This window comes from Microbacterium caowuchunii (assembly GCF_008727755.1).
Taxonomy (GTDB): domain Bacteria; phylum Actinomycetota; class Actinomycetes; order Actinomycetales; family Microbacteriaceae; genus Microbacterium; species Microbacterium caowuchunii.
The window spans coordinates 1,866,156-1,891,830 of the sequence record NZ_CP044231.1; the positions used below are offsets into that span (position 1 = coordinate 1,866,156).

Consider the following 25,675-nt stretch of genomic DNA (forward strand, 5'->3'; position numbering starts at 1 on the left):
GCAAGCGGTCAGCGGAGGTCCGGCAGGACGTCGTCGGCGCCGCCGAACAGGACGGATGCCTCGACGCTCGCGACCGCGCGGCGCGACGCCCCGCGGGCACCGCGCAGCAGTGCGTCGAGGTCGTACCCGACGGTCTCGGTGAGGGCCACTCCCACCCCGATCGCGGGGATCACGGCGCTCGTGACCTCCCCGAAGGACTCGAACAGGCCTCGGTAGATGACCCCGGCCTGCCGTCGCGCCTCCGCTGCCGTGGCCGCCCTCGCCACCACCAGCAGCCCGTGGTCGCCGTCCTCGCCGACCAGGCCGGTGGACGGGGCGAACCTGCGCACCCCCTGACGCCACGCGTGGGTCACGTCACCGGACATGTCGGCACCGAATGCGGACCGGATCCGGGCGATGTCCTCGACACGCACCGAGATGACCGCGACCAGCTCCTCCCGCCAGCTGGCGCGCTCGATCACGTCCTGCAGTGCACTCGCGAACGTGGAGGACAGCATGATGCCGTCCGTGGTGACGCCCACATGGCTCATCCAGGTGTACCTGCGCAGATCGGTGCGGGAGGCGCGCAGCATGGAGATGACGACGACCCCCACGATGACGAGCACGACGGTGACGATGTTGGCCGTGCCCGAGCCGAAGTAGGTGTGGAACGTGTCGGAGCCGGGACCGAACAGCAGGAACGCGATCACGCGCGCCAGGTAGAACACCGCCTGCACCGCGAAGACCCCGGCGAGCAGCCAGGAGGTCGTCATCCGCCCCATGGGCCGGCGGACGGTCTCGACTGCGGCGAGCACCGCGAGCACGACGAGGGAGATCCCCATCGCCAGCCATCCCGCCCAGTCGCCTCCGTCGGGTCCCTCCACGAGTACCGCACCGGCGACGACGAGGTCGGTCAGGACCACAGCTCCGGTCGCGAGACCGACGGGTCGCTGGTTGAAGACGCGCGAACCCAGCCACAGGAAACCGGTCGTGTTGACGAAGAGGGCGTTCGCGAGCGCGATCGAGAACGCTCCGCCCACATCCGTGGCCCACATCGTGTACGCGACCGTGGTCGCCATCCCGCTCAGGAACGACACCGACCAATACCGGCTCGGTCCGTCCTCGCGTCGCAGCAACGTGTCGATGATGAACACCGCGCCGGCCACGTTCGCGACCAGGGCGGTCATCAGGGATGCCGTCCGCAGATCGAGATCCATCACTGTCCCCCCACCGCGTCGGGCACGGCCGGCGGACGTTCCACGACGGCTCCGGCGGTCGCGGGAAGCACGACCACGAAGGTGGAGCCGATCCCGCGCTCGCTGTGCACAGTGATGTCGCCGCCGTGCGCGCGGGCGATGTCCCGGCTGATCGAGAGCCCGAGACCCGTCCCCTCGATGTCGGTCCGGGCGCGGTAGTACCTCTCGAACAGACGGTGCTGATCCTCCAGTGCCATACCGGAGCCGGTGTCCCGCACCGAGATCCGCGTCGTCTGCTCATCCGTGGAGCACGCGAGCGCGATCTCGCCCCCGTCACGGTTGTACTTGACCGCGTTGCTGACGAGGTTGTCCACGACCTGCCGCAGTCGCAGCGGGTCGGCGAAGACGGCTGCGGGCGTCACGTCGGCGGTCAGGATCGACACGGCCCGCTCGGCGGCGCGGGGACGCCATGCCTCCGCCGACGCCCGGACGATGTCGGCCGCATCCAGCGGTTCCGGCGAGATGGTCATGTCCGCGGACAGCCGCGAGGAGCTCGACGCGGCGAGGATGTCGGCGACGATCTCGAGCAGACGCTCGCTGTTGCGCCCGGCGACCTCGAGATTGCGTCGCGCCGCGTCGGGGTCGTCGAGGTTGTCCATGGCCAGGTCGATGTAGCCGAGCACGGAGGTGAGCGGTGTGCGCAGCTCATGGGAGACCGATGCGACGAGCCGGTCCCGCGCCCGCAGGGCGGTGAGCTCCGCCGTGACATCCCTCGCGATGAGGACGGCGCCGTTGTCCACGCCGAAGGCATCCCGCATCCGCCGCACCGTCATGGTGAGCGCGGCCCGACGCTCATCGGGATGGCCGAACCAGACGATCTGGTTGTCGAACACCTCTCCTCGGATCGCGCGCAGCAGGGGCCGGTCTTGCTCCGGGAGCGGGGTCGTCCCGTCCGCCTGGTAGGCGTTCGCCAGTGCGCGTTCCCTCACCCCGAAGCCGGGGATGGACTGCTGGAAGCGTCCGATCGCCTCGTTGACCATCGTGACGGAACCGTCCGGGGCGACGCGCAGCACGCCGAAGTCGACGGCGTCCAGCACCTCGATGATCAGCTCCTCCTGGCGTTGCGCCCGCTGGAGCGCGTCGGAGAGCATGCCCGCCTGCCGGTCGAGCAGTTCCTGCTGGGCAGCGTGCCGGCGGCTGCCGACGAACGTGGCCGTGGCGATCGCGACGGTGACGATGGGCAGCAGGAAAGTCGTGTACTCCCAGCCCTGCACCGGTTCGAGCGCCACGAGGGTCCAGTAGATGCCTGTGATGACCACGAGTTGCAGCACATAGCCGAAGACGCCGAGCAGCGCGAGCCAGATCGCCGGGAACGCCCACAACAGCCCGAGCCCGCCGTTGGGCTCCGACCGACGCATGAGGGCGATCGCGACGATGTCCAGGAGCGGCAGAAGCAGGACCCAGCCCTGCGCGATGCGCGCCCAAGGGACGAGGAGCGCAACGGCTCCGCCGGCGAAGACGAGGAGGACCCCGCTGAGGAACAGGGATCGCTCGATCGCACCCGTTCCCCACAGCGCCAGGGCCGCGACGAAGAGCACGATCACGCACAGCAGCAGCTGGTTCAGCACGGCGGTCCGTGCCCGCGCAGCGCCGGTACGGGCGTCGCCGACCGTTGCGAAGGTCCTCCGCAGGGCGCCCCGGACGCGCGCGCGGGGATCCCCCACCCCGTCCCCCCGGATGTGCATGATCAGCACGCTATCGGTTCCCGGCCGGTACCGACGAAGCCGCGCTCAGGCGAGATCGGCCTCCGCCACGAATCGCAGGGACGGGAGAGTCCGTGCCGTGGCGAACACCACCGATGTCTCGTCGCTCTCGGCCGCCTCCACCGCCGCGATGGTCGCCCCCTCGACGAGGACCTCCGCCGAGTAACCGAGGGTCGAGCTCAGCCCGACCCCGACGCCCACGCCCGGCACGACGATGCCCTTCGCCCCGACGAAGCGCTGGACCACGCCGCGGTAGAGGAGACCCGCCTGCCGACGGGCGTCGGCGGGGCTGGACGCGGTGGTGGTGACCAGCACGATCGTGCGGTCTGCGCTCTTGCCCACCATGGCGACAGGGGAGGCGAACTCGCGGACGGCGGATCGCAGCACGCGGGTCGTGGCGTCCGCGACCTCTTGCCCGAACGATGCGGTGATGGTGCCCACGTCGTCGACGAGGACCGCGATCACCACGACGAGCTCCGTGCGCGTACTGGCACGGCGCAGTACCCCGCGCAGCGAGGCCACGAAGGTCGGTGCGTCGAGGACGGCATCCTCGACGACGGCCGTCGGCGAGGCGGACGAACTCGTGCCCAGGATGCTCCGCAGGACGAACGCCGCGATGGTCCCGACGAGCCCCGCGCTGAGGGTGAGCATGTACCACGGGATCGGACCCAGCCACTGGAGGTAGACGGGATCCTGGGAACCGAGCACGTTCACGAGCGCGACACGGGCCAGATAGAAGACGGCCTGGATGAGGAAGCATCCGGCCAGCAGCCAGGCGAAACCGTGCCGCCGGGTCCTGCCGAACAGCGCGTGGACGGCCACGCCGCCGGCCAGCGCCGCGAGCGAGAGGTAGGTCACGGTCGAGCCTGCCGCCGCGTGCGGCTGCGGGCTGTCGAACAGCGTCGCGGCGATCGTGAGTATCGACAGCGCGGCGACCATGAGAGCGGGGCCGGGGACGTCATTGCCGTTGTAGGCACGGAGCCCGAGAAGGAGGCAGCCCATGAAGGCGACGCCCGCCCCGTTGCCGAGGGCGTCGGCCCATGCCTCCCCCCAGCCGTCCTCGGCGACGAAGACGGCGACCAGGTTGCTGAACAGGGCCACGCCCATGAAGACGTAGCCGAGTCCCCACAGCCTCGCCCCACTGGAGGCGAAGCGGGACGACAGAGCGGTGGCGATGAACGTCCCCACGCTGACGAGAACGACGATCGAGGACATGACCGCCGCAGTCGGGAGATCGAAGGTCATACCGGAGCATCCTGCCCGCGACCCCGCTGGCGCGCATCGGTGGTGCGCTGCGCGCCGGCCTCGGGGTCGTCGAGACTGTCGGCGGTCGCCGGCAGCGTCACCGTGAACGTGGAGCCCGCGCCCGCGGCGCTCCGCACCGCGATCTCACCGCCGTGCGCACGGACGAGATCACGGCTGATCGACAGGCCGAGACCCGTCCCCATGCCCCGGTCGTCCGCGCGGAAGAAGCGTTCGAAGAGGCGCTGCAGCTCCTCCTCGGTGAGTCCGATGCCACTGTCCCCGACGGTGATGGTCGTCGTCAGTCCGTCCGTGTGCGTCGTCAAGGTGACCTGCCCACCGTCCCGGTTGTACTTCACGGCGTTGCTGACCAGGTTGTCGACGACCTGCCGCATCCTGAGCGGATCGGCGTATGCAATGGCCGGCCGGATCCCGGTCATCTCGATCTCGATGGCGCGCTCGGCCGCCGTCGCCTCCCACGCCTCGCCACTGGCGCGGACGACCTCGGCGATGTCGATGTCCTGCTGGGAGATCGTGAGGTCGGCGGACATCTCGGAGCGGCTCGACGCGGTGAGGATGTCCGAGACGATACCGAGCAGCCGTGCGGCGTTCCGCTCCGCGACCTGGAGGTTCTTCCTCGCCCGCTCCGGCACGCTCGGGTCGTCGACGGCGAGCTCGAGGTAGCCGATGATCGAGGTCAGCGGCGTGCGCAGCTCGTGGGAGACGGATGAGACGAGCGAGTCCCGCGCCCGCAGCGCGGTGAGCTCGCTCGTGACGTCGCGCGAGACGATCACGGCACCACTGTCGGCACCGTCCACCGCTCGGGTGCGGCGGGCGGTCACGCTGAGCGCCCGCCGGCGGCTCCCCTGTCCGCCGAACCAGACGATCTGGTTGTCGAACACCTCACCCCGGGCGGCACGCGCGAAGGGGATGTCCTCACGCGCCAGCGGGGTCACGCCGTCGGACGCGAAGGACGAGCCGCGTTCGCCTCCGCCGGCATCCGCGGTGCGGGCGGCCCGCTGCAGACGCGCGTGCGCCTCGTTGGCGACCGTGGTGGAACCGTCTGCGGCGATGCGGATGACGCCGAAGTCGATCGTGTCCAGCACCTCCGCGAGCAGCTCCTCCTGCTTCTGCGCACGGCGCAGCGTGCGGGCCATCGTCCGCGTCTGGCGGGTGAAGAGCACGCGCTGAGCCGTCATCTGGCGCGCGAGGATCACGCCGATGGTCGCGACGACGACGATCATCAGCGGCAGGGAGATCGTGGAGTAGGAGAACGTCTGCCGGGGGTCGAGGAGAGTGGTCGCGATCATGATGGTCGGCACCAGCACGGTCCCGAGGAGGTAGCCCCCCATCCCGTAGTAGATCGCGAGCCAGATGACGGGCAGGAAGAAGAAGGCGCTGAAGCCCGCGGCCGGGGCGGATTGCCGAAGGAGCGTGATCCCGAGGATGTCGACCAGGGGCAGCACGATGACCCACCAGGCCGAGAGCATCGACCACGGCACGAGGATGGCGGCCCCGCCTGCGCCGAGCACGATGATCGAGCCGATCCAGAAGAGACCGAGCTCCCCCGGGAACGGCACGATCGCCGATGTGACGAAGAACACCAGCACGACGGCGCAGAGCGAGAGCTGGAGGATCGCGGCGGTGCGCGCCCGTCCGCTGTCGAGGAAGGGCGGGAGGGCGAAGTGCGAGCTGAGGTGGGCGAGCCGCACGCGCATACGCGCCGAGAGCACGTGGTCCGCGACGGGGACCTCCGAGGTCTCGGGATGACTCATACTTCGACGCTATCGCCCCTGACGACCCAGCTTTGACCCACACCCCGCACACGCACGAAAGCGTGGCGGCCCGGGCGCGTTCCGCGCGGCGACGGCGGTGCTCTAGGGTCGCAGCATGCACCGCTCCCGACTGATCGCCGCATCGCTCGTCACGCTCGCCGCGCTGGCCCTGACCGGCTGCACCGGGGACGCGGCCCCCGGGCAGGACGGTTCCATCGCGACGGACGTGTACCCCGGCCTGCCGGAGGATGCGACCGGGCCGGTGGGCACGGAGCAGACGACCGCGGTGTGGCTGGCCGACGGACGGGAGCGGTTCGCCATCGTGACCTGGGGTAGCTCATCGTGCCCGCCGGTGGCGACCGAACTCACCGTGGTGGGACCGGATGCGGTGTCCGTGTCGTTCGGCGAACCGGTCCAGGACGTGTGCACCGCCGACATGGCGGCGACCACGCACGAGTTCGTCATGCCGGCGGAGGTCACCGAGCGGCCGGTGCTCGTGGACGTCGCCGTTCAGGGACTCGACGGCTTCACCCAGCTGACCCTGCCCTGATCCCCTGCCCTGGAACGGCGAGAGGGCCGGGACCCGTAGGTCCCGGCCCTCTCGTGAAGGGGTGCTATCGCGTGGCGATCAGCGGCCGGCGAGCTTCTCGCGAAGCGCCGCGAGAGCCTCGTCGTCGGCAAGGGTGCCCGCAGGACCCGAGTCGCTCGAGTAGGTCGAGGAACCGGTGCCGGCGTCGACCGTGCTCGGGTTGGCGGCCTCGGCCTCGGCGGCCTTGATGACGGCAGCCTTGTGAGCTTCCCAACGACCCTGAGCAGCGGCGTACTCCTGCTCCCAAGCCTCGCGCTGAGCGTCGAAGCCTTCCTTCCAGGCGTTGGTCTCCGGGTCGAAGCCCTCGGGGTACTTGTACTCGCCGTTCTCGTCGTACTCCGTGACCATGCCGTACAGGGCCGGGTCGAACTCGGTACCGAACGGGTCGACCGACTCGTTGGCCTGCTTGAGCGACAGCGAGATGCGGCGACGCTCCAGGTCGATGTCGATGACCTTGACGAAGACCTCTTCGCCGACCGACACGACCTGCTCGGCGAGCTCGACGTGCTTGCCGGAGAGCTCCGAGATGTGCACGAGGCCCTCGATGCCGTCGGCGACGCGGACGAACGCACCGAACGGAACGAGCTTGGTGACCTTACCCGGGGTGACCTGGCCGATGGCGTGGGTCCGGGCGAAGACCTGCCACGGGTCCTCCTGCGTCGCCTTGAGCGAGAGCGACACGCGCTCGCGGTCGAGGTCGACCTCGAGGATCTCGACGGTGACCTCCTGGCCCACCTCGACGACCTCGGAGGCGTGCTCGATGTGCTTCCAGGACAGCTCCGACACGTGCACGAGGCCGTCGACGCCACCGAGGTCCACGAAGGCACCGAAGTTGACGATCGACGAGACCGTGCCCTTGCGGACCTGGCCCTTGTGCAGGTTGTTGAGGAAGTTGGAGCGCGACTCCGACTGGGTCTGCTCGAGGAGCGCACGGCGCGACAGGACCACGTTGTTGCGGTTCTTGTCGAGCTCGAGGATCTTCGCCTCGATCTCCTGGCCGAGGTACGGGGTCAGGTCGCGGACGCGGCGCAGCTCGATGAGCGATGCGGGCAGGAAGCCACGCAGGCCGATGTCGACGATGAGACCACCCTTGACGACCTCGATCACGGTACCCGTGACGACACCGTCGTTCTCCTTGATCTTCTCCACGTCGCCCCACGCGCGCTCGTACTGCGCACGCTTCTTCGACAGGATGAGGCGACCTTCCTTGTCCTCCTTCTGGAGAACGAGGGCCTCGACAGCATCGCCGACCTTGACGACCTCGTTGGGGTCGACGTCGTGCTTGATCGAGAGCTCGCGGGAGGGGATGACACCCTCGGTCTTGTAACCGACGTCGAGGAGGACCTCGTCGCGGTCGATCTTCACGACGGTGCCTTCGATGAGGTCTCCGTCGTTGAAGAACTTCAGTGTCTTCTCGACCGCTGCGAGGAAGTCCTCAGCAGATCCGATGTCGTTGATCGCGACCTGCTTGGTAGCGGGGGCGGTCGTTGCGCTAGTCATGTAGTGGGTTGTCCTTGTTGGGTTGGGGTCTCAGGCCTCGGCCTGTGCTTTCGCACGAGCCGCAGTGGTGTCCGCCGGAGCGAACGGATGCGTGGAGCCGAGGCGAAGCGGATTGATGTTGCGATGTCACGCGCGCATGCCGAAGTACAGCTCAGACGAGTGACACTCAAGGCTATCAGAATGCGGTCCTCTGCGGAATGCGCAGGACGGGCATCATCCGGTCGCCGCCGCACCGCCGTCCGAGGCGTCCTCGCGCAGCTCCGGGCAGACGCCTCCCGGGGTGGTGGCGAGTTCGAAGTGCCAGCTCTCGTTCGCGTAGATCTGGCAGAGTCCATACGCGTCGCCGTACTGGATGAGCCAGTACTGCGCATCGACCGGCGCGAGGTCGACCGCATCCCCCGTCACGTGGCGCGACCGCTCGGGAGGCGCGACGTACCGGCGCGCCTCCGCTTCACTGCCGTGGGTGCGGATGGCGTCCTCCATCAGCCTCCGCTGATACGCCTCGCTGCGCCACCCGCTGGTGACCCGGATCTCGATGCCCTGCTCGGCGGCATCCGCTGCGGCCTCCGCGAGCGCATCCCGGAGCCGCGCGTCGAGCCCGGCGAGGGCGGGTTCGTCGACCTCGGTCACCTGCAGCGGAGAGCCGGAGGCCACGAGCCCGCCGGAACGGTCCGGATCGCCCGCGACGGAGGACGCGAGCGCGGCGCCCGCCAGACCGGCGAGCACCGTGGCGAGGGCCGCGACCAGCGCAGCCAGACACACCCCCAGCGCGACGAAGGTGATGCGGCGACGGACACGGGTGGGACGTTCGTCGCGGAAGGGCGGGAGCACGGTGTGGGACATGCGATCCACTCCACGCCGTGTGGCGTTGCCGGAACGTAAGGCGCCGCGCATACGCCCGCGATACATCCCCCGGCCTAGCATGAGGCGATGCGCGTGCTGATCGTGGAGGACGAACCGTTCCTCGCCGAGGCCATCCGCGACGGACTGCGCCTCGAGGCGATCGCTGCAGACATCGCGCTCGACGGCGACGCCGCCTTGGAGCTGCTCGGCCTCAACGCCTACGACGTCGCCATCCTGGACCGGGACATCCCCGGTCCCGACGGCGACGAGATCGCGCGACGTGTCTCCGCCGGGTCCGATGGTCCGCGGATCCTGATGCTGACGGCGGCCGACCGTCTCGACGACAAGGTCACCGGTTTCGAGAACGGCGCGGACGACTACCTCACCAAGCCGTTCGCCCTGCGGGAACTGGTCCTCCGCATCCGGGCGCTCGGGCGGCGGCCCGCACGCGGCGTCCCTCCGGTCGTCGAACTCGCCGGCATCCGCCTGGATCCGTTCCGCCGCGAGGTGTACCGGGACGGGCGCTACGTCGCACTCACGAGGAAGCAGTTCGCCGTCCTGGAGGTGCTGCTCGCGGCCGGCGGCGGTGTGGTCAGCGCCGAGGACCTCCTCGCGCGGGCCTGGGACGAGAACGCCGACCCGTTCACGAACGCCGTGCGCATCACGATCTCCACACTGCGCAAGCGCTTGGGTGAGCCGTGGGTGATCCAGACGCTGCCGGGTGCGGGGTACCGGATGGCCGTCGGACCGGATACCCCCGATGGCTCCTGACGTGGGCACCGGCGCGGGGCATCGCCCGGCGGGGCTCTCCATCCGGATCAAGCTCACCCTCAGTTACGCCGGATTCCTCCTGGTCGCGGGCGTGGCCCTGTTCGTCGTCGGCTTCCTCATCCTCCGGTTCGTCCCCGAGGGCAACCTGCTGCAACTCGACGGGGGCAGCGCCCCGAACCGCGGGGACCTGCTCGCGGTCTTCCTGCGGTACGCCTGGTGGGCGCTGGGACTCCTGCTCGTCTTCGGTCTGGCCGGGGGCTGGTTCCTCGCCGGTCGCGTCCTGCGCCCGCTCTCCCGGATCACGGATGCGGCACGGCTGGTACGGGACGGTTCGCTCCGCCATCGCGTGCACCTGCCCGGCCGCCGGGACGAACTCACGGACCTCGCGGACGCGTTCGACGACATGATGGCGCGGGTCGAGGGGACCGTCAGCGAGCAACGCCGGTTCGCGGCGAACGCGTCGCACGAGTTGCGGACCCCCCTCGCGACCGTGCGGACGATGCTGGAGGTGGCCAGGGCGGACCCGGACGGGCGCGACGTCGATCTTCTCCTGGACCGGCTCGCGACCATGAACGAGCGATCCATCGCCCTCACCGAGGCCCTGCTCACACTTTCCCGCGCCGAACACGGGACCCTCGAACGCATCCCCGTGGACCTGGCCGGGATCGTCGAGGACGCCCTGCTCGGCAGCCGCGCCGACGCGGCCGCGGCCGGCGTACGCATCCACGCCGACCTGACGCCCGCTCCGCTCGCGGGCAACGCGACCCTGCTCGCCCAGCTGGCGACCAACCTGATCCGCAACGCGATCGTGCACAACCTCGCGGGGAACGGCGCGGTCGCCGTGCAGGTGCGCCGCGCCGAGGGGACGGTCCGGCTCACGGTCAGCAACACCGGCGCACCCCTCGATCCCGCCCTGGTCGCAACGCTCCCCGAGCCGTTCGTGCGCGGGGCGGGACGCACCCGCCGCCTCCCGGACCGGGACGGAGCGGGACTCGGCCTGGCGATCGTCGCCTCGATCGTGCGCGCCCACGCCGGCACGCTCCTCCTGACCGCCCGGCCCGAGGGAGGGCTGCGGGTGGACATCACCCTCCCTGTTGATTATCGATAGATTTCGACTGATACTCGACCCATGCCCCGGGTCACCATCATCCTCCTGCGCACCCTGACGGTGCTGCTCGCCGCGGGCGCTCTCTTCGCACAGGTCCGCCTCGTCCCGATCATCGCGGCGGGGTTGGCCGACGACGCCGGCCGCCCCGAGTGGGCGGTCCCCCTGGCCGTCGCGGGGATTCTCGCCATCGCCTGCGGCGAAACGGTACTGGTCGCCCTGTGGATCCTGCTGTCCCAGGTGCGGCGGGGATCCATCTTCACCCCCCGCGCGTTCGGCTGGGTGGACACGATGATCGCGGCCGGCGTGGTGGCCACGGCCCTCACCCTGGCTGTCACCGCCCTCGTCGCGCTCGTCCTGGAGCCGCCGCTCGATGCGCCCGGACTCGTCGTGATGGCGGGCGGGCTCGTGGTGCTCTCGGCCACCTTCGTGCTGCTCATGGTGGTGATGCGGGGGCTGCTGCGCACGGCGACCGCGATGCAGGCCGAACTCGCCGAGGTCGTCTGATGGCCATCGTCGTCGACATCGACGTCATGCTGGCACGGCGCAAGATGTCGGTCGCGGAGTTCTCCGAAGCGATCGGCATCTCCCCCGCGAACGTGGCCGTCCTCAAGAACGGTCGCGCACGGGCGGTCCGGTTCTCCACCCTGGACGCGATCTGCCGCGTCCTGGAGTGCCAGCCGGGCGACATCCTGCGCTGGGAACCGGAGGCCTGATCGGGCGGGACGATGAGCCCGGCGTCGTCATCCCTGGAAGTCCTCCGGGTCGACGTCGTCGAGGAAGCGCCGGAACTCCTCCACTTCTTCCTCCGCCCCGTCCTCGGGGTCGGAGACGGTGTCCAGGATCCCGGCTTCGGAGAGCACCTCGTCGGCGACCCACATCGTGGCCTCGGCCCGTGAGGCGAGCGCGATCGCGTCGGAAGGGCGGGCGTCGATCACGCGGATGCCGCGCGGCGTGTCGATGGTGATCTCGGCGTAGTAGGTGCCGTCGTCGATGCGGGTGACGTCGACGCGGGTCACGGAGGCCTCGAGCGTCTCCAGCATCGCGATCATGAGATCGTGCGCGAGGGGTCGCGGCGGCACCGCCCCCTCCACGGCGACGAGGATCGAGGTCGCCTCCTGGGCACCGATCCAGATGGGCAGGATGCGGCCGTCACCCTCGCCGGCGAGCACGGGCTTCAGCAGGATGACGTGTTGCTGCGCCGCATCGAGTGCGATGCCGAGCACTCTGACCTGCACCATCCGTCTCCTCCATCCGCCCGTTCGACGCAGCCGCCGCTCGCCAGGACTGCCCGGCAGTCGTCCCATCCTGCATCCGCGCGGACGGGGTCGACAGAGGTTGACACGTATCCGTGCTCGCTGCGCGCACCCGTGTCCGGAATTGTCCATGCGCCGGAATAGAGCCGGGAGACCGACGGTTCACTCCGACATGGAACGCTTCGGAACGCTCTCGTTCGGCCACTACGGACCGCTCGGCGGCGGTCGCGTGCTCACCGCACGCGACATGCTGCATCAGGCCATCGACCTCGGTGTCGGCATGGACGAACTGGGAGTGGACGGCATCTACTTCCGCGTCCACCACTTCGCCCGGCAGCAGGCCTCCCCCATGCCGCTGCTGGCGGCGATCGCCGCCCGCACCTCCCGCATCGAGGTGGGCACCGGCGTCATCGACATGCGGTACGAGAACCCGCTCTACCTCGCCGAAGAAGCTGCGGCGGTGGACCTGATCAGCGACGGGCGACTCGCCCTCGGCGTGAGCCGCGGTTCACCCGAGTCCGTCATCCGCGGCTACGAGGCCTTCGGGTACACCGGGTCGCAGGACCCCCGGGGTGCCGACATCGCACGCGCTCACTTCGACACGTTCCTCCAGGCGATCGAGGGCGAGGGGCTCGCCGAACGGGACCCGTCCAGCCCCTTCGGCGGCGGGACCGGGATGCAGGGGATCGAGCCGCACTCCCCCGGACTGCGCTCGCGCGTGTGGTGGGGTGCCGGCAACCGGGACTCCGCGGAGTGGGCGGGTCGGATGGGAGTCAACCTCATGTCGTCCACGCTGCTCACCGAGGCCGACGGGACCCCGTTCGATGTGCTGCAGGCGCAGCAGATCGAGGCGTTCCGGGCCGCATGGCGCGACAGCGGCCACGGCGGGACGCCCCGGGTGTCGGTGAGCCGCAGCATCTTCCCCATCACGACCGCAGAGGACGCCATGTACTTCGGTCGCACCGGCGAGGGCGACCAGATCGGTGTGATCGATGGGATCCGCTCGACGTTCGGCAAGACCTACGCGGCCGAGCCGGACGCCCTGGTGCAGCAGTTGCTCGCCGACGAGGCCATCCGATCGGCCGACACGCTGATGCTCACCATCCCCAGCCAGCTGGGCGTGGAGTTCAACCTGCGCGTCGTGGAGTCGTTCGCGAAGTACGTCGCGCCTTCCTTGGGCTGGGTTCCGAACAACGCGAAGGTGACCGCGTAACACGTATCAGCCCCACCGGATCGAGCACTCCAGCCACGCTCCCGGGTCGAGCGCGCACCGTCCCGATAGCATGGGCACTACCCAGACAACAACTCGGTCAGGATAGCGACGCGCCATAACAAACCTCGACACGCAGCTCGATAAAGCTCGTCGAACGATCTCGACGGACGGGTACCCGATGAGCGTCGGAGAGCTCACGAACATGTTTCGCGACAAGGAGCTGATCATACGGCCTCCGTTCCAGCGGCTTTTCCGTTGGGACGAGGATCAGAAGTCCCGCCTTGTTGAGAGCATCCTCATCGGAATACCCCTGCCCTCAGTCTTCGTGGCCCAGGACGAGAATGGGAACTGGGAGCTTGTCGACGGCCTTCAGCGGATCAGCACACTGCTGCAACTTCAAGGGCTTCTCGACCACGCCGACTTCCCACCGTTGGAGCTCCGGGCAACGAAGTACCTGCCTGCCCTCGAGGGCCTTGTATGGGAAGACGAGGAGCGCCCGGAACGCGCTCTAAGCGCCGCCCAGCGGAGAGACATCAAGCGGTCGAAGATCGACCTCAAGATCGTGCAACGAGAGTCGGATACTAAGACGAAATTTGACCTCTTTCAGCGCCTTAACTCCTTCGGGTCAAAGCTCTCAAATCAGGAGATCCGCAACGCTCAACTCGTGGGCGTGAACTCCGACTTCGTTGAGTGGCTGAGTGGCCTCGCCACCCACGAGTCTTTCGTATCCCTGCTGAGCCTCCCCGACAGCAGCATGAGGAAGAAGTACGACGAGGAGCTCGTACTCCGATTCCTTTATCTTCATGCACTGTCTGATGACGAGATCAGGGGCCTTCGCAACTTCCAGGACGGCCTCCAAGAGTTCGCCATCTCTTTGGCACTGAGCTTCGACGACGACTACAAGCACCAGGCGGAACAGATATTCAAAGCGACTTTTGACCTGCTCTTCGACGCTGACGAGAAGGTCCTCGGGCGGTGGGACAGCGCGAAGCAAGACTTCAAGGGCGGCTTCCTGAACTCCTCGTTCGAGGCGCTCGCGATCAGCCTCGGCTACCTTCTTAGAAGGGGCGAAGACACACGGGATGATTTGCGCGATTGCGCTATTGAGTTCTGGAACCTCCCTGAGATGACAGCCCGCTTTGCGACGGGCAAGTCAACCGAGGCGCGGTTGGCCATGATGGTTCCTGCCGGACGCGAGATCATCCGCGCCTGATGGTGAAGATCCGCACCGTTGAGGCTCTAGATGAGGAGATCGATGCTGAGATCTCCTGGCGGAAGCAGGAGTTGACGACAACGCTGCAGTTGGCCCAGCAGTCATCTGGGGCCGACCAACGAGCAAACCTGCGGTCTGGAGTAGTAATCCTCTATGCCCACTGGGAAGGCTGGATAAAGACAGTAGCCCAGCTCTACATCCGGTATGTCAACACAAGGTCCATCTCCTACGAACTACTGAGCGAGGCATTCCTTGGTAATGCGCTCAAGACGAGGATGACGGCCATCGAGCAAGCGACCGCGCCCCTCATCCACAACGAGTTCGCCACTTTCATGCGGACGGGTCTGTCGAAGGGAGCAACACTTTCGGAGGGACTGGTTCGAACTGAAAGCAACCTCTCATCCAGCGTCCTCTTCGACATCCTCGAACGGCTTGGACTTGAGAAGCGAGCCCTTTATTCCTTGAGGGCCAACCGCATCGACACCGATCTCGTGCACAAGCGGAACACGATCGCTCACGGGCAGTATCTCGACCTAACGTTGAACGACTTCCGGTCGCTGCGCACAGACATCTTGGAGCTCTTGGAGCTCTTCACCGACGACGTGCGCAACGCAGCATCGATGGGCAAGCACCTGGCTACACCTAGTCCACAGGTTTAGGAGAAGCCGAGCGGGGCTACAAGATGAAAGCACGTCACTAAGAACGTGAAGTCCGACCGGGCATGGGGATACTTGTCTGGACGTGTCTCAGCGATCAGATGGGTGCTCGGTGACGAGTGGCACAGCCTCGACAGTTGAGTCGCCGCTGCGGCATTCGTATGGTCGAGTGCATGGACAGCGACCACGGGCCGACTGGCGACGACTGGATCTACGTCCCGACATCAGCGATGCCCGACGCCGACACCTATTCGGACGTCGGGAACTTCACGGTGGACGGCGAGACGTTCTCGGTGCGCAGACGAGATAGTGATTGGTCCTTTCACTACGACTGGGTATCGGGGGCCAACGAGGGCTACGGGTTCAGCGTCTCGGGCGGCAAGTCCGTAACGCGGGAGAGGCACGTGGCTACTATTCGAGACTTCCTCGCGGGGATCGATCCGGCAACCGGATACCTGTCGTACCCCTGAGCGACCGCCCCGTGGGCTCGGTCTTGCTTGCCATCACCATCCCCAGCCAACTGGGCGTGGAGTTCAACCTGCGCGTCGTGGAGTCGTTCGCGAAGTACGTGGCACCCGCGCTGGGGTGGAAACCGGACGGGGAACGCGACGACACGCCTGCTCGAGTCACGGCGCGCTGACACCGCTGAACGACGGATACGCGGTGTGCGCTGAGGCAAGATGGCTGCGTGAACGGCGACCGGTTGGTGATTCGAAGCGGCGGTGTCGACATCTCCGTCGTGGATCGGGGTGGCGACGGACCTCTGCTCGTTCTGCTTCATGGATTGGCGGGAAGCGCACGCGAACTGATTCCGACGGCCGACGCGTTGACAGATGCTTTCCGCGTCGTCGTCGTGGATCAACGAGGGCACGGACAGAGCACGAGAAGGCCGCACCAGCTTTCGCGGGCGGCCTTCGTCAACGACATCGTGCAGGTCATCACGCAGTTGTTTCCAGACCGGCCCGCGACGTTGGTCGGTCAGTCGATGGGAGCGCACACCGCCTTCCTCACTGCCGCGGCGAGGCCGGATCTCGTGGAACGACTCGTGATGCTCGAGGGGCATGTCTCCGGCAGCGATCAGCCTGACGAGGCGGCCCGACTCGGAGCATTCTTCGACTCGTGGCCGGTCACCTTCGCGGATCCGGAAGCAGCTCGTGCCTTCCTCGGCGAGTCCGTCTTGGCCGAAGCATGGATCAGCGACCTCGAGCCGACATCCGAAGGTCTGCGACGACGATTCGATGCAGACGTGATGCAGCGGACCATGGAGGCCGTCCACGAGCCTCGATGGACCGAGTGGGAGGGGCTGACTGTTCCCACGCTCGCGGTCTTCGCAGAGAACGGCATGTTCAGTGCGGAACAGAAGGCGGAGTTGATCCGGCGCCGCCCGCGCACGCTGCGAGCCGACATACCGGGCGCAAGCCACGACGCACATCTCGATGGATTCGACAGCTGGATCGGTGTCCTTCGAGACCATCTCGTGAACGGTCGAGAACGGTGATCACGCGTCGATGACGTCGGGCACGACCATCCCGAGCCAGCCGGCCTGCCCGATCGGTCAGACGTGGAGCCAGCTCCGCAGGCCCGGCACGGCGAGCAGGACGGCCAGCACGCCGGCGGCGACCCAGAGGGCCGCGCTCCCGATACCGTTCAGCATCGCCGCGCCGAGCACGGCTCCGCCGGCGATCGACGCCCACATGAGGAGATGCCGGCCCCAGCCGGTATGACGTTCCCCGCGCGCGGAGCGCACGAGACCCTGCGCGAGCTTCACGAGCGCACCGGTCATGTAGGTGACGCCGAAGGACACCTGGCCGCCGCGCGCGAAGACCGTGTTCATGGCACCCATCGCGAAGGCGAGGACCGCCCCCGTCGCCCAGCGCCAGTCGAGACCCGCGGCGACGGCCGCCAGGCACACGAACGCGAGGATCATGACGAGCACTCGCGTCTCCCCGCGGACACGGCCGCCGGGGATCGCGGTCCCCGCCATCGCCCCCGCCACGAACGACACGATGAACGAGAGGGCGATCGCGGCCCCGGTCCACGAGAAGGTCGACAGGTCCACGCTCCCGCGCGTGGTGTTGCCGCTCATGAACGAGACGAAGTAACCGCCCAGGTAGACGAATCCGAAGCCGTCGACGTAGCCCGCGAACGCGGCCAGTAAAGACGCCGCGGCGAGGCCGCGTCGGCTCAGTGACTGCACCATGCATTCGAGCGTACCGAGCGCACCTGAGGGGCCCGCGGCGCCGGAACCCCCGGAAGCGCGACGATGATACCTGCGATCACGCCAGTGCTCACGCGCCTCTCACCGGTCAGCGGGAGCACGCTCGGGGCGCAGCATGGCATCCGGACGGTACTGCGCGAACGTCCCCGTGCCCCGGTCGAGACCGCTCTCGTCCGCGATGCGGTCGGCGCGCTGATCGAGGACACGGGGTGTCGCGAGGTTCGCCCAACGTCCGGTGTCGAGGCGCTCCTGCAGGGTCTCGACGACCGCGGCGACCTCCGCGTCCGCGAACGCGCAATGCCCGGGGCGATCGACGAACGCCTGCCGCAGGATCGCATTGCCCCCGCCGCGGCGCACCCGGTCGGCGTACGTCTCCGCCTGCGCCACGGTCGGCGCGGTGTCGCCGGTTTCGTGCAGCGACAGGACGGGCCCCGCGATGCGACCGGTCGGAGTGGCATTGGCCTGCATGTACTCGACGGCGGCGGGATCCGCGGCGATTCGATCGGCGTCCGCGAGCACGCCCAGGTCGTCGCGGAGAGAGAGACCCGCCTCGGCGTACAGAGCCCGCACGAGCAGCGCGTTGCCGGAGCCGTTCAGCGACCTCGCGTAGTCGACGCCGGTGTTCCAGGAGAAGTTCCCGCCGGCGCGCGACTCCAGCGGCTCGCGCGGAGAGATGACACCGAAAAGGAACGCGCGGTACAGCTGGTCCTGCTGCGCTGCGAAGTCGCGCGGGTTCGGCTCCGGTGTCCCCACCTGCGTCCACGTCGGGATCTGCGCGAGACTCGCGGCCAGCGCGATCCGCGCGCGGCCCTCCGGGGTCGCCTGGGCGGCTTCGAGCACCTCACGGAACGCCGCCTGCCGCGCCGGTTCGTTCTGTACGTCGACGAGTTCGAGCCGGTCGTCGCCCGGCGCCAGCAGCATCCGGAGCGCGAACGCGCCGTCCAGCGCCTGGTTCAGCATCGGGATGGCGCCGGCGATCGAGCCGCACAGCGGCAGCGCCCCGTCGAAGACGTCGGGGTTGTTCTCCAGCAACGCGACCGAAGTCAGTCCACCCATCGACGATCCCCACGCGACGACATGCTCGGGCGTGCCGAGGGATGCCGCGGCCACCGCCGCGAGTTGCGGCTGGTCGTCGAGCAGGTCCCGCACACTCCACCCGGCGGTGGCCGGCTTGGATCCGGCGAGGGCGTACCCCTCGTCGAGGGCCCAGGCGACGACATCGGGATCCGGTCCGGCGGAGGCTTCGCCGCCGGCACTGCCCGAGTATCCGGGACTCCAGACGAGGAGCGTGCCGTTCCACTCGGTCGGGGTGAGGAGGACGTAACGGCTCCCGCTGGGGAGCGTGCCGCGCCCCTCACCCGGCGCCGCCGCGAGGGGGGCTGCCGAAAAGGCCGCGGCGGACGGAGCGGCGTGCGCGGCCAGAGGGCTGAGGGTAAGGCCCGCGGCCACGAGGAGGCACAGGGCGGAGCGGCGGAAGGTCGAGGAAGTCATCGAGGTGTCCTTTACTGCTGCCGGGCGGCGAGCGCCCGTAGTTCCGGGGAGGAAGACGCAGTCACGACTCGGTCAGCAGCGACGTCGCTGCTGCGAAGGTGTGGTGTGTGACCAGTCCGGCGAGCTCCGCCCGGTAATGGCGGAGGATGCGTCGGACGGCCGATTCGGCCGGAGGGCCGAGAGCGTCGTAGACGGTCGCGCACGCCGCGACAGCGCGGCGCAACGGGTAATCCGCGCCCAGCAGCTCGTCCGGGAGCTGCGGATCGCGTCGGCGGAGCATCCGCCATTCCGTCATGATCGACGTGCGTACGCGGAGGGCCGCGATCCCGGGGTCGCCTCCGTAATCCGGCATCGCCGCGAGCACCGTCTCGGGCCGCTCGCCCTCGAGGCGGCGGACCACCGGCTCCCACCGCTGGAGGAACTGGCGATATCGCGCCGCGTGCGTGCGCAGTCCGAACGCGATGGCCACGGCGTCCCGACCGGTCCCCGCGGGAAGCCGTGCGCCGGTGAAGACCGTCAGTTGAGCCGGATGCAGGGGCTCCGGCAGTCCGGTCAGGGTCGCCCTGACGGAATCGGCCGCGTCTCCCGGACGCAGCCAGAGCGCATCGTAGAGCGCACCGAATCGCAGGTGCCGGAGCTGATCGCGCAGCATCCGTCGCGTTCCCGCGGCGTCCTCGGGGACGGAGTAGGCCACGAGCGTCCAGGTGCCGTCCCACGTCGGGGCCCGGTGGTTGAGGAAGAGCACCCGCACATGCCAGTCGATGATCTCGTGCGTCATCGGCGTCACGGCATACGCGGTGTGACGGCCCTCCTTCGTCCCGACCAGGAAGCCGCGCTGGGCGAGCCGCTGGATCGCCCCGCGCGCCCCGTCGTTGCTGACATCGAAGAGCCCCAGCAGGTCCACGAGCGCCGCCGAGGGGATCGGCTCGGTCCGGGCGAACCAGTAGTCGCCGAGCAGCACCGAGAGCAACTGCTGCGAACGGGCGCCCTGCTGGAAGCGCGGCAGCAGCGTCTCGGGTGCGGACATGAGCAGATTCTTTCACCGCGTCCTCACCCGCCTCGGGCTCACCGCGCGGGGTGGAGGACGAGGGGTGCGGAGCGCGGCCCGTACTCGAGCCAGTTCATCATCGTCACGTCGCCCGCGAGAGCGAACGACGCGGTGCGCTGAAGGATCGTCTGGAGGGCGACGAGCAGTTCGAGGCGCCCCATCGTGGCGGCGGGGCATTTGTGTGCGCCGCGCCCGAAGGCGAGGTGGGAGTTGCCGGCGCGGCGCAGGATGAACGCGTCGGGGTCCTCGAACACCGCCTCGTCGCGGTTGGCGGAGGGGTACACCAGGGCGATCGGCTCGCCCTCGCGCACCACGCGTCCGTGCACGGCAACGTCGTGCGCGGCGGTGCGGGCGAACACGCGGTACGGCGCGTGCAGGCGCAGGAGCTCCTCGATCGCGGCGGGAAGGTCCTCGGGACGGCGGCGCATCTGCTCCTGCAGGTCGAGATCCTGCGCGAGGTGCACGAGGCAGCTGCCGAGCGCCGCCTGCGGTGCCCCCATACCCGCGACGATCATCTGCCGCACCGTGGCGACGGCGGTCTTGCGCGTGATGTGGTTCGCGGGGTCCTGCGCGGCCGCATCCAGGCTCGCCACCAGATCGCGGCGGGGATCGGGATGCTGTGCCATCCGATCGACGTAGACGCCCTCGGCGATCTCGTACAGCTCGGCGCTGCACTCCCCGATCACCTCGTCGTCCATGTCCTGGATCGCGAACGCATACCGCACGCCGACCTCGCGGATACGGCGGGTCAGGCTGGAGGGCACGCTGAGGAACGCGGCGAAGCAGTCCATGACGTACGGCGCCGCGAAATCGCGCACCGCGTCGGGCGCACCGTGTCGTAGCATCCCGTCGACGAGCTCCTCCGCGCTGGCACGGAAGGCGCTCTCGTGCTCACGCACGACGCTGCGACGGAGTACCGGATCGATCGCGTCCCGATAGGCGGTGTGCTCGGGCGGGTCGAAGTGCAGGGGCGGGCGGCGTGCGCTGCGCGGCACGTGCGGCACGACGTTCTGGACCGACGTGATGAAGGTGTCGTGGTCCTGCGTGATGCGGACGACGTCGTCGTAGGTGGTGGCGGCCCAGAATCCCCCGAACTCCTCGCTCCAGGGGAACGGATTCTCCGCCCGGAGGCCGGCGTAGTCGGCGTGCGCGCTGCCGAAGTCCTCCTCCCGTGCGGGGGCCCATTCCGAACCGCGCTCCGCCCGCGTGCGGCTGTCGACTCCGGCAGCACCGGCAGCACCAGCACCGGCACCGACCCCGTGCGGGAAGGGACATCCGGTCATGTCAGATCACCTTCTTCCTCGCCCATCGGGCGACTGATTCGAGGGCCACGACGACGACGATGAGGCACACCAGGATGCCGGCCGTGGTCTGGTAGTCCAGGCTCGCCACGGACTCGTCCAGAAGGAACCCGATCCCGCCCGCGCCGACGATGCCGAGCACCGCCGACTCGCGCAGGGCGAGGTCGGAGGTGAAGAGGCTGTTGCCGATGAAGCTCGGGACGAACTGCGGCCAGACACCGCTCACGAACACCTGCAGACGGCTGGCGCCGGTGGCCTCCAGGGCGCGCAGGGGCGCGGGGTCGACCTTCTGAAGCGCGTCGGTGAAGAACTTCGCCGCCAGTGCCGTGCACGAGATCGCCAACGCGAGGAATCCGGCGAAGGGACCGAGACCGAGGGCTGCGACGAACACGAGGGCGTAGATGATGTCCGGCACGCCCCGCACCAGCACCACCACCCCGCGGAGCAGCAGCGAGAGGGGTTCGAAGCGGATGAGGAGGTTGGTCGAGAGCACCGCGATGACCAGCCCCAGCACGCCCCCGAACGTCGTGGCGGTGAGCGCCATGATGACGCTTTCGAAGATGCCGGCGAGCACGTCGGTCGTGATGATCGGCGGGACGAAGCCACTGAGGAGCGCCAGCGTGTTCTCCCACGCACGGCCGAGCCGGGCCGGGTTGAACGCGAGCTGGGTGAGGGAGAAGACGAACAGCGCGAGCGCGACGAGCGCGCCGGTCGACCGCAGGATGCGGGCGCGGTTCCATCCCGCGGTGGCCGCGTCGCGGCCCCGGCCGTACAGTTCCGCAGTGGTGCCCGTGTCGGCATGCTCGGCGACCGTCCGCTGGACGAGATAGGACACGATCTCGAGAACCAGCAGCATCCCCACGATCACGAGGATGATGCCCGCCGCACGCCGGTAGTTGAGCGAGCCGATCGCCGTCTGCAACGCCACGCCGATGCCGCCCGCGCCGACGAGCCCGAGCACCGCGGAAGCGCGGATGTTGATGTCGAGGCGGTAGAGCACGAGGGAGGTGACCGACGGGAGGGCCCGGCTGAAGGTGGTCGCCACGAAGTTCTGAAGGCGCCCGGCCCCCACCGCTGCGATCGCCTCACGGGGCGCGGGTTCCTGCTCCTCGAAGACGTCGGCCATCATCTTGCCGATCATGCCGACCGAGTGCACCGCGATCGCGAGGCCGCCGGCAAGGGGCCCGAGCCCGAAGATGCGCACGAAGATCAGCGCGAACACGAGGGAGGGAATCGCGCGGGTCACGACGATGATGAACTGCGCCGCCCACTGCACGGGCTTCGGGCCCGTGAACGTGCGCGCCGCGGCCGCGGCGAGGAACACGGAGGCGATCGTGGCGAGCCCGGTGCCCGCGATCGCGATCCACAGCGTTTCCAGCGCTCCGCTGAGCAGGCCCGGCACGTTGCCGCTCTCGGGCGGCAGCATCCGTTCGAGCAGACGCGCGATGTCGCCGAATCCGGCCGCGACGGCCTCCGGACGGATGTCGATCCACCAGATCCCGAACGCGGTGACGGCGAGATATGCGAGCGGGATGGCCCAGGTAGTGAGGCGTCGCGCGGGTCTGGTGAGCCCTCGCTCCGGACGCCCGGCGCGAGGCGGACGGTCGAGCGTCTGCGTCATGTGCCGGAGGCCTCTACGGCGCGGTACACGGCGCGCAACTGGTCCTCCGTCGTCTCGCTCGTGGGTGCGTCGAGGATGACGGCTCCGTCGCGGACGGCCACGATGCGATCGCTCACCTGCAGTGCGAGGTCGACCTGGTGGAGGGAGCAGATGACGGTGAAGCCGTCTTCTGCGCTGAGCTCGCGCAACATCGCCAGCACCGACACGCTCGCCGTGGGATCGAGTGAGGCGACCGGCTCGTCGGCGAGGACGATCTCGGCCTCCTGCAGGAGAGTGCGGGCGATGGCCACGCGTTGCTGCTGACCGCCGGAGAGCGTGTCGCAGCGCTGGAACCGCTCGTCCGCCAGGCCGACGCGCTCCAGCTGCTCCGCGGCGCGTTCGCGCAGGGCTCGGGGATAGCTCCCGACGCCGTACCGCGGCATCCGGAGGGCTCCGAGCGCCCCCATCAGGACGTTCTCGAGCGCGCTCAGGCGGCCCACGAGACCGAACTGCTGGAAGATGAACCCCACGCGCGAACGGAGGCGCTGGAGTTCACGGCGCCGGCATGCGGCCGGGTCCGTCCCGAGGACGGTGACCGAGCCGCTCGTTGGCCGATGGCTGCCGTTGATCAGGCGCAGGAGGGTGGATTTACCCGCCCCCGAGCGTCCCACCAGGGCGACGAACTGCCCCGGTGAGACCTCGAGGTCGATGTCGTGCAGCACCGTCTTGGCACCGAAGCTCTTGCTCAGGCCCCGGATGCTGAGGCTCGGAGCGGAAAGCTGTGATGCCGTCGCCGGAGCGCCGGAGTGCGTCGTGGACACGATGCTGCTTCTCTCGGGTCAGTCGTTGCGGCAGACCTCGGCCTGCGTGGTGTCGCAGATCGTGCGGATGGAGTCGTAGTCACCGTCGGTCGCGGGTTCGAACGCGAACGCTCCGGTGCCACCCCACTCGCACGCCATCGTCCCGGTGTACTCGTCCCCCCACGTGCTGGGAGATTCGCGCTGCGCGTCGTCGCACAGACCGGCCTCGGCGGCGGTCACGGCGTCGTAGCCGAGCACCGCTTCGATGATCTTCTCCTTGAGGTCGTCGCTCAGCCAGTTGCCGATGACCAGCGGCGTGCCCGGGATGTCGGGCGAGGTCCACACGGTAGCGGTGTCCCCTTCGGCGATCACGCCCCGCGCGGGCAGGAGGTCGGTGATGAAGGTGCCCGCGACGAAGGCGACCTCGCAGTCGCCGGCGAGCATCTGAGTGACCGCGACGTCGTGCTTACCCGCGAATATCGGGGTGATGTCGTTCTCGGGGTCGATCCCCGCCTCGAGAAGGCCGGCCGCGGCGGCGAGGTATCCGGTCGTGGAGGCCGGGTCGGTGAAGCACACCGTCCGGCCGGCGACGTCGTCGATCGAGGCGATGTCGGAGCCCCCGGCGACGACACCGTACGACTGCACGGCGCCGGAGCCCGGCTTGGGCGTGAGCTGGTCCATCGCGACCGGGGTGATGTCGGCCACGTCGGTGGCGAGGTAGTAGGAGAAGGCCCCGTACACCGCGATGTCGACGCGTTCGGCGGCTTGGGCTTCGATGACACCGGCGTTGCTGCTGACGGCTTCGATGCGGGTGGGGATCCCGGTCCCCTCTTCGATCGCCGCCACGAGAGGCATGAACGACGCCTCGAGCGCCTTGCTGTTATCGGTCGGGACGACGGCGAAGACGAGCTCTTCGGGAGCGTCTGCCGTCGGGGCCGCCTCCGGCCGCGCGTTGGGACTGCTTCCGCATCCGGCCAAGACGAGGCCGAGGACGGCGAGGGACACGACGATCGGAGTTTTGCGCATCGTTGAGCACTTTCTGGGTTGGACCGCTGGGGCGAGACGTCGATCAGGCGGCAACTCCGTGTTCGACCGAACGGGAATGTGTGGCCTATTGCTCACCATTGAGGCGAGACCACCCTGCCGCTTGCCGAGAGTTCACCACTGCTGCGTGAGAATGTCAATCAATATGACGTTCGCGTCACGAGTTCCCGCGTGTCCGCCGATCGCTCACCGCGGCGCCGGTGAACGATTCGGGTGCACTCATAGGGTGGGGATCGTGACTGATCTGATCGCATCGGCGTGGGAGGGTGAGACATCGCTGCTCACCGCGCAGACACGGACCGATGCCGTGCACCTCGACCGGTTGCTCGCCGCCGACTTCCGGGAGATCGGGCAATCCGGCCGCCCCTGGACCAGGGCGGACATCATCGCGGCGCTCCTGGAGAGTGACGACGAGGTTCTCGGGGCCACCCTCAGCGACTGTGACGGACGCGTCATCGGACCAGACACCGTCCTTCTCACGTACCGCCTCGAGTCCAGGGGGCGGACGAGCCGCCGGTCCTCGCTCTGGCGCCGGGAACGCGGGACGATGCGCTGCTTCTTCCACCAGGGCACGCCGGTGCCTGCGCGGACTCCTCCCGCAGCGCCCGCCTAGGGGTACAGCAGGCGGAACCGCTCGCACACGACCGGCATGTCGGGCGCGAAACCACGGGGGTTCTCGGAATGCAGTCGCCAGTACCGTTCGTGCACCTCGCGCCAGGAGGCGAGGCTGCGGTCGCCCTCCCCCTCGGCGTGCGCATGCTCCTCGTCCACCTCGCCTAAGGGCACGATGCGGATGCGCGTCGTTTCGATCACGGCGCGCGGAGCGCCCGTGCCGTCCAGGATGATGCTGAGCTCACCCTCCTCGGGCAGCGGTTCTCCGCTGTGCTCGTAGTCCCAGAGGGAGGAGGCCGTACCGGTCTTCACGCCCGCGAGAACCAATGCGAGCAGCTCGTCCGCGTGCGCCGGGGTGGCCCCGAAGGCCCACGAGGCCGGCATCGCATCCGGCAGGTCGGGCGACTCCGATCGACGGAGGCGCCAGAACTCGACGAGGGGCTGCTGATCAGGCGCCATG

27 protein-coding genes are annotated in these 25,675 nt (G+C 68.8%); 12 read left to right on the forward strand and 15 right to left on the reverse strand.

Annotation, left to right across the window (positions count from 1 at the left end; all coding sequences use genetic code 11):
• Nucleotides 1–8: 8 nt before the first annotated feature.
• From F6J84_RS08930 to F6J84_RS08945, 4 genes are read right to left on the reverse strand one after another with little or no spacing between them, the layout of a single operon-like run.
• On the reverse strand, nucleotides 9–1,196 hold the full coding sequence (locus F6J84_RS08930) for a diguanylate cyclase (RefSeq protein ID WP_150973106.1): 1,188 nt from the start codon (nucleotides 1,194–1,196) through the stop codon (nucleotides 9–11).
• Complete coding sequence (locus F6J84_RS08935; protein ID WP_150973108.1) at nucleotides 1,196–2,920, reverse strand: sensor histidine kinase; 1,725 nt, start codon at nucleotides 2,918–2,920, stop codon at nucleotides 1,196–1,198. The genes F6J84_RS08930 and F6J84_RS08935 overlap by 1 nt, the downstream gene beginning before the upstream one ends.
• A 45-nt stretch (nucleotides 2,921–2,965) precedes the next feature.
• Nucleotides 2,966–4,183, reverse strand: a complete 1,218-nt coding sequence (locus F6J84_RS08940) for a hypothetical protein (RefSeq protein WP_150973110.1) — start codon at nucleotides 4,181–4,183, stop codon at nucleotides 2,966–2,968.
• A complete protein-coding gene (locus F6J84_RS08945; protein ID WP_238702429.1) occupies nucleotides 4,180–5,955 on the reverse strand; it encodes a sensor histidine kinase in 1,776 nt (591 codons plus the stop codon). Before F6J84_RS08945 ends, F6J84_RS08940 begins: the two co-directional genes overlap by 4 nt.
• Nucleotides 5,956–6,070: 115 nt before the next feature.
• On the opposite strand from F6J84_RS08945, the gene F6J84_RS08950 reads away from it, so the two are divergent.
• The gene (locus tag F6J84_RS08950; RefSeq protein WP_150973112.1) at nucleotides 6,071–6,505 is read left to right on the forward strand and encodes a hypothetical protein; all 435 of its coding nucleotides are present in this window, start codon (nucleotides 6,071–6,073) and stop codon (nucleotides 6,503–6,505) included.
• Between the two features lie 78 nt (nucleotides 6,506–6,583).
• Here F6J84_RS08950 and rpsA read toward each other — a convergent pair whose 3' ends face one another.
• Entirely contained in the window at nucleotides 6,584–8,044 is a 1,461-nt protein-coding gene (rpsA, locus tag F6J84_RS08955; RefSeq protein ID WP_150973114.1) for a 30S ribosomal protein S1, read from the reverse strand.
• Between the two features lie 213 nt (nucleotides 8,045–8,257).
• Nucleotides 8,258–8,887, reverse strand: coding sequence for a M15 family metallopeptidase (locus F6J84_RS08960; RefSeq protein ID WP_150973116.1), 630 nt, complete (start codon nucleotides 8,885–8,887; stop codon nucleotides 8,258–8,260).
• 87 nt (nucleotides 8,888–8,974) lie between these two features.
• Between F6J84_RS08960 and F6J84_RS08965 the strand changes: the two genes are divergently transcribed.
• The 4 genes from F6J84_RS08965 to F6J84_RS08980 are packed head-to-tail and all read left to right on the forward strand — an operon-like array spanning nucleotide 8,975 to nucleotide 11,479.
• On the forward strand, nucleotides 8,975–9,658 hold the full coding sequence (locus F6J84_RS08965) for a response regulator transcription factor (protein ID WP_150973118.1): 684 nt from the start codon (nucleotides 8,975–8,977) through the stop codon (nucleotides 9,656–9,658).
• Nucleotides 9,648–10,766 (forward strand): sensor histidine kinase, encoded by a 1,119-nt coding sequence (locus F6J84_RS08970; RefSeq protein ID WP_150973120.1) that lies wholly within the window; start codon nucleotides 9,648–9,650, stop codon nucleotides 10,764–10,766. Before F6J84_RS08965 ends, F6J84_RS08970 begins: the two co-directional genes overlap by 11 nt.
• A 21-nt stretch (nucleotides 10,767–10,787) precedes the next feature.
• A complete protein-coding gene (locus F6J84_RS08975) occupies nucleotides 10,788–11,270 on the forward strand; it encodes a DUF2975 domain-containing protein (protein WP_150973122.1) in 483 nt (160 codons plus the stop codon).
• Nucleotides 11,270–11,479 carry a helix-turn-helix domain-containing protein gene (locus F6J84_RS08980; RefSeq protein ID WP_150973124.1) on the forward strand — a complete coding sequence of 70 codons (210 nt, stop codon included), beginning with the start codon at nucleotides 11,270–11,272 and terminating at the stop codon, nucleotides 11,477–11,479. Before F6J84_RS08975 ends, F6J84_RS08980 begins: the two co-directional genes overlap by 1 nt.
• Nucleotides 11,480–11,506: 27 nt before the next feature.
• Here F6J84_RS08980 and F6J84_RS08985 read toward each other — a convergent pair whose 3' ends face one another.
• On the reverse strand, nucleotides 11,507–12,004 hold the full coding sequence (locus F6J84_RS08985; protein ID WP_150973126.1) for a bifunctional nuclease family protein: 498 nt from the start codon (nucleotides 12,002–12,004) through the stop codon (nucleotides 11,507–11,509).
• 187 nt (nucleotides 12,005–12,191) lie between these two features.
• On the opposite strand from F6J84_RS08985, the gene F6J84_RS08990 reads away from it, so the two are divergent.
• From F6J84_RS08990 to F6J84_RS09010, 6 genes are all read left to right on the forward strand, one after another.
• A complete protein-coding gene (locus F6J84_RS08990; RefSeq protein ID WP_150973128.1) occupies nucleotides 12,192–13,232 on the forward strand; it encodes an LLM class flavin-dependent oxidoreductase in 1,041 nt (346 codons plus the stop codon).
• A gap of 178 nt (nucleotides 13,233–13,410) precedes the next feature.
• Nucleotides 13,411–14,445 carry a GmrSD restriction endonuclease domain-containing protein gene (locus tag F6J84_RS08995; RefSeq protein ID WP_150973130.1) on the forward strand — a complete coding sequence of 345 codons (1,035 nt, stop codon included), beginning with the start codon at nucleotides 13,411–13,413 and terminating at the stop codon, nucleotides 14,443–14,445.
• Nucleotides 14,445–15,104, forward strand: a complete 660-nt coding sequence (locus F6J84_RS09000) for an MAE_28990/MAE_18760 family HEPN-like nuclease (protein WP_150973132.1) — start codon at nucleotides 14,445–14,447, stop codon at nucleotides 15,102–15,104. The genes F6J84_RS08995 and F6J84_RS09000 overlap by 1 nt, the downstream gene beginning before the upstream one ends.
• A 170-nt stretch (nucleotides 15,105–15,274) precedes the next feature.
• Nucleotides 15,275–15,571 carry a hypothetical protein gene (locus tag F6J84_RS09005; protein WP_150973134.1) on the forward strand — a complete coding sequence of 99 codons (297 nt, stop codon included), beginning with the start codon at nucleotides 15,275–15,277 and terminating at the stop codon, nucleotides 15,569–15,571.
• Nucleotides 15,572–15,582: 11 nt separating this feature from the next.
• On the forward strand, nucleotides 15,583–15,741 hold the full coding sequence (locus F6J84_RS15490) for a hypothetical protein (protein WP_191905824.1): 159 nt from the start codon (nucleotides 15,583–15,585) through the stop codon (nucleotides 15,739–15,741).
• 48 nt (nucleotides 15,742–15,789) lie between these two features.
• On the forward strand, nucleotides 15,790–16,599 hold the full coding sequence (locus F6J84_RS09010) for an alpha/beta fold hydrolase (RefSeq protein WP_150973136.1): 810 nt from the start codon (nucleotides 15,790–15,792) through the stop codon (nucleotides 16,597–16,599).
• A 57-nt stretch (nucleotides 16,600–16,656) separates the two neighbouring features.
• Here F6J84_RS09010 and F6J84_RS09015 read toward each other — a convergent pair whose 3' ends face one another.
• The 7 genes from F6J84_RS09015 to phnD all read right to left on the reverse strand — a co-directional run bounded on the left by F6J84_RS09015 (nucleotide 16,657) and on the right by phnD (nucleotide 24,585).
• Complete coding sequence (locus F6J84_RS09015) at nucleotides 16,657–17,301, reverse strand: YoaK family protein (protein WP_150973138.1); 645 nt, start codon at nucleotides 17,299–17,301, stop codon at nucleotides 16,657–16,659.
• Between the two features lie 99 nt (nucleotides 17,302–17,400).
• The gene (locus F6J84_RS09020; RefSeq protein ID WP_150973140.1) at nucleotides 17,401–18,810 is read right to left on the reverse strand and encodes a prolyl oligopeptidase family serine peptidase; all 1,410 of its coding nucleotides are present in this window, start codon (nucleotides 18,808–18,810) and stop codon (nucleotides 17,401–17,403) included.
• Between the two features lie 61 nt (nucleotides 18,811–18,871).
• Nucleotides 18,872–19,837: a PaaX family transcriptional regulator gene (locus F6J84_RS09025; RefSeq protein WP_150973142.1), complete on the reverse strand. Its 966-nt coding sequence runs from the start codon at nucleotides 19,835–19,837 to the stop codon at nucleotides 18,872–18,874.
• A 38-nt stretch (nucleotides 19,838–19,875) separates the two neighbouring features.
• A complete protein-coding gene (locus F6J84_RS09030; protein ID WP_150973143.1) occupies nucleotides 19,876–21,141 on the reverse strand; it encodes a cytochrome P450 in 1,266 nt (421 codons plus the stop codon).
• Between the two features lies 1 nt (nucleotide 21,142).
• Nucleotides 21,143–22,780 (reverse strand): phosphonate ABC transporter, permease protein PhnE, encoded by a 1,638-nt coding sequence (phnE, locus tag F6J84_RS09035; RefSeq protein ID WP_150973145.1) that lies wholly within the window; start codon nucleotides 22,778–22,780, stop codon nucleotides 21,143–21,145.
• The gene (gene phnC / locus F6J84_RS09040) at nucleotides 22,777–23,580 is read right to left on the reverse strand and encodes a phosphonate ABC transporter ATP-binding protein (RefSeq protein ID WP_238702430.1); all 804 of its coding nucleotides are present in this window, start codon (nucleotides 23,578–23,580) and stop codon (nucleotides 22,777–22,779) included. The genes phnE and phnC overlap by 4 nt, the downstream gene beginning before the upstream one ends.
• 18 nt (nucleotides 23,581–23,598) lie before the next feature.
• Nucleotides 23,599–24,585 (reverse strand): phosphate/phosphite/phosphonate ABC transporter substrate-binding protein, encoded by a 987-nt coding sequence (gene phnD, locus F6J84_RS09045; protein WP_191905622.1) that lies wholly within the window; start codon nucleotides 24,583–24,585, stop codon nucleotides 23,599–23,601.
• Nucleotides 24,586–24,838: 253 nt separating this feature from the next.
• Here phnD and F6J84_RS09050 point away from each other — a divergent pair, with 253 nt between their 5' ends.
• On the forward strand, nucleotides 24,839–25,216 hold the full coding sequence (locus F6J84_RS09050) for a nuclear transport factor 2 family protein (protein ID WP_191905623.1): 378 nt from the start codon (nucleotides 24,839–24,841) through the stop codon (nucleotides 25,214–25,216).
• Here the strand turns inward: F6J84_RS09050 and F6J84_RS09055 are convergent.
• The gene (locus tag F6J84_RS09055) at nucleotides 25,213–25,674 is read right to left on the reverse strand and encodes an ASCH domain-containing protein (protein ID WP_150973153.1); all 462 of its coding nucleotides are present in this window, start codon (nucleotides 25,672–25,674) and stop codon (nucleotides 25,213–25,215) included. The two genes, F6J84_RS09050 and F6J84_RS09055, sit on opposite strands and share 4 nt — an antisense overlap.
• Between the last annotated feature and the right edge of the window lies 1 nt (nucleotide 25,675).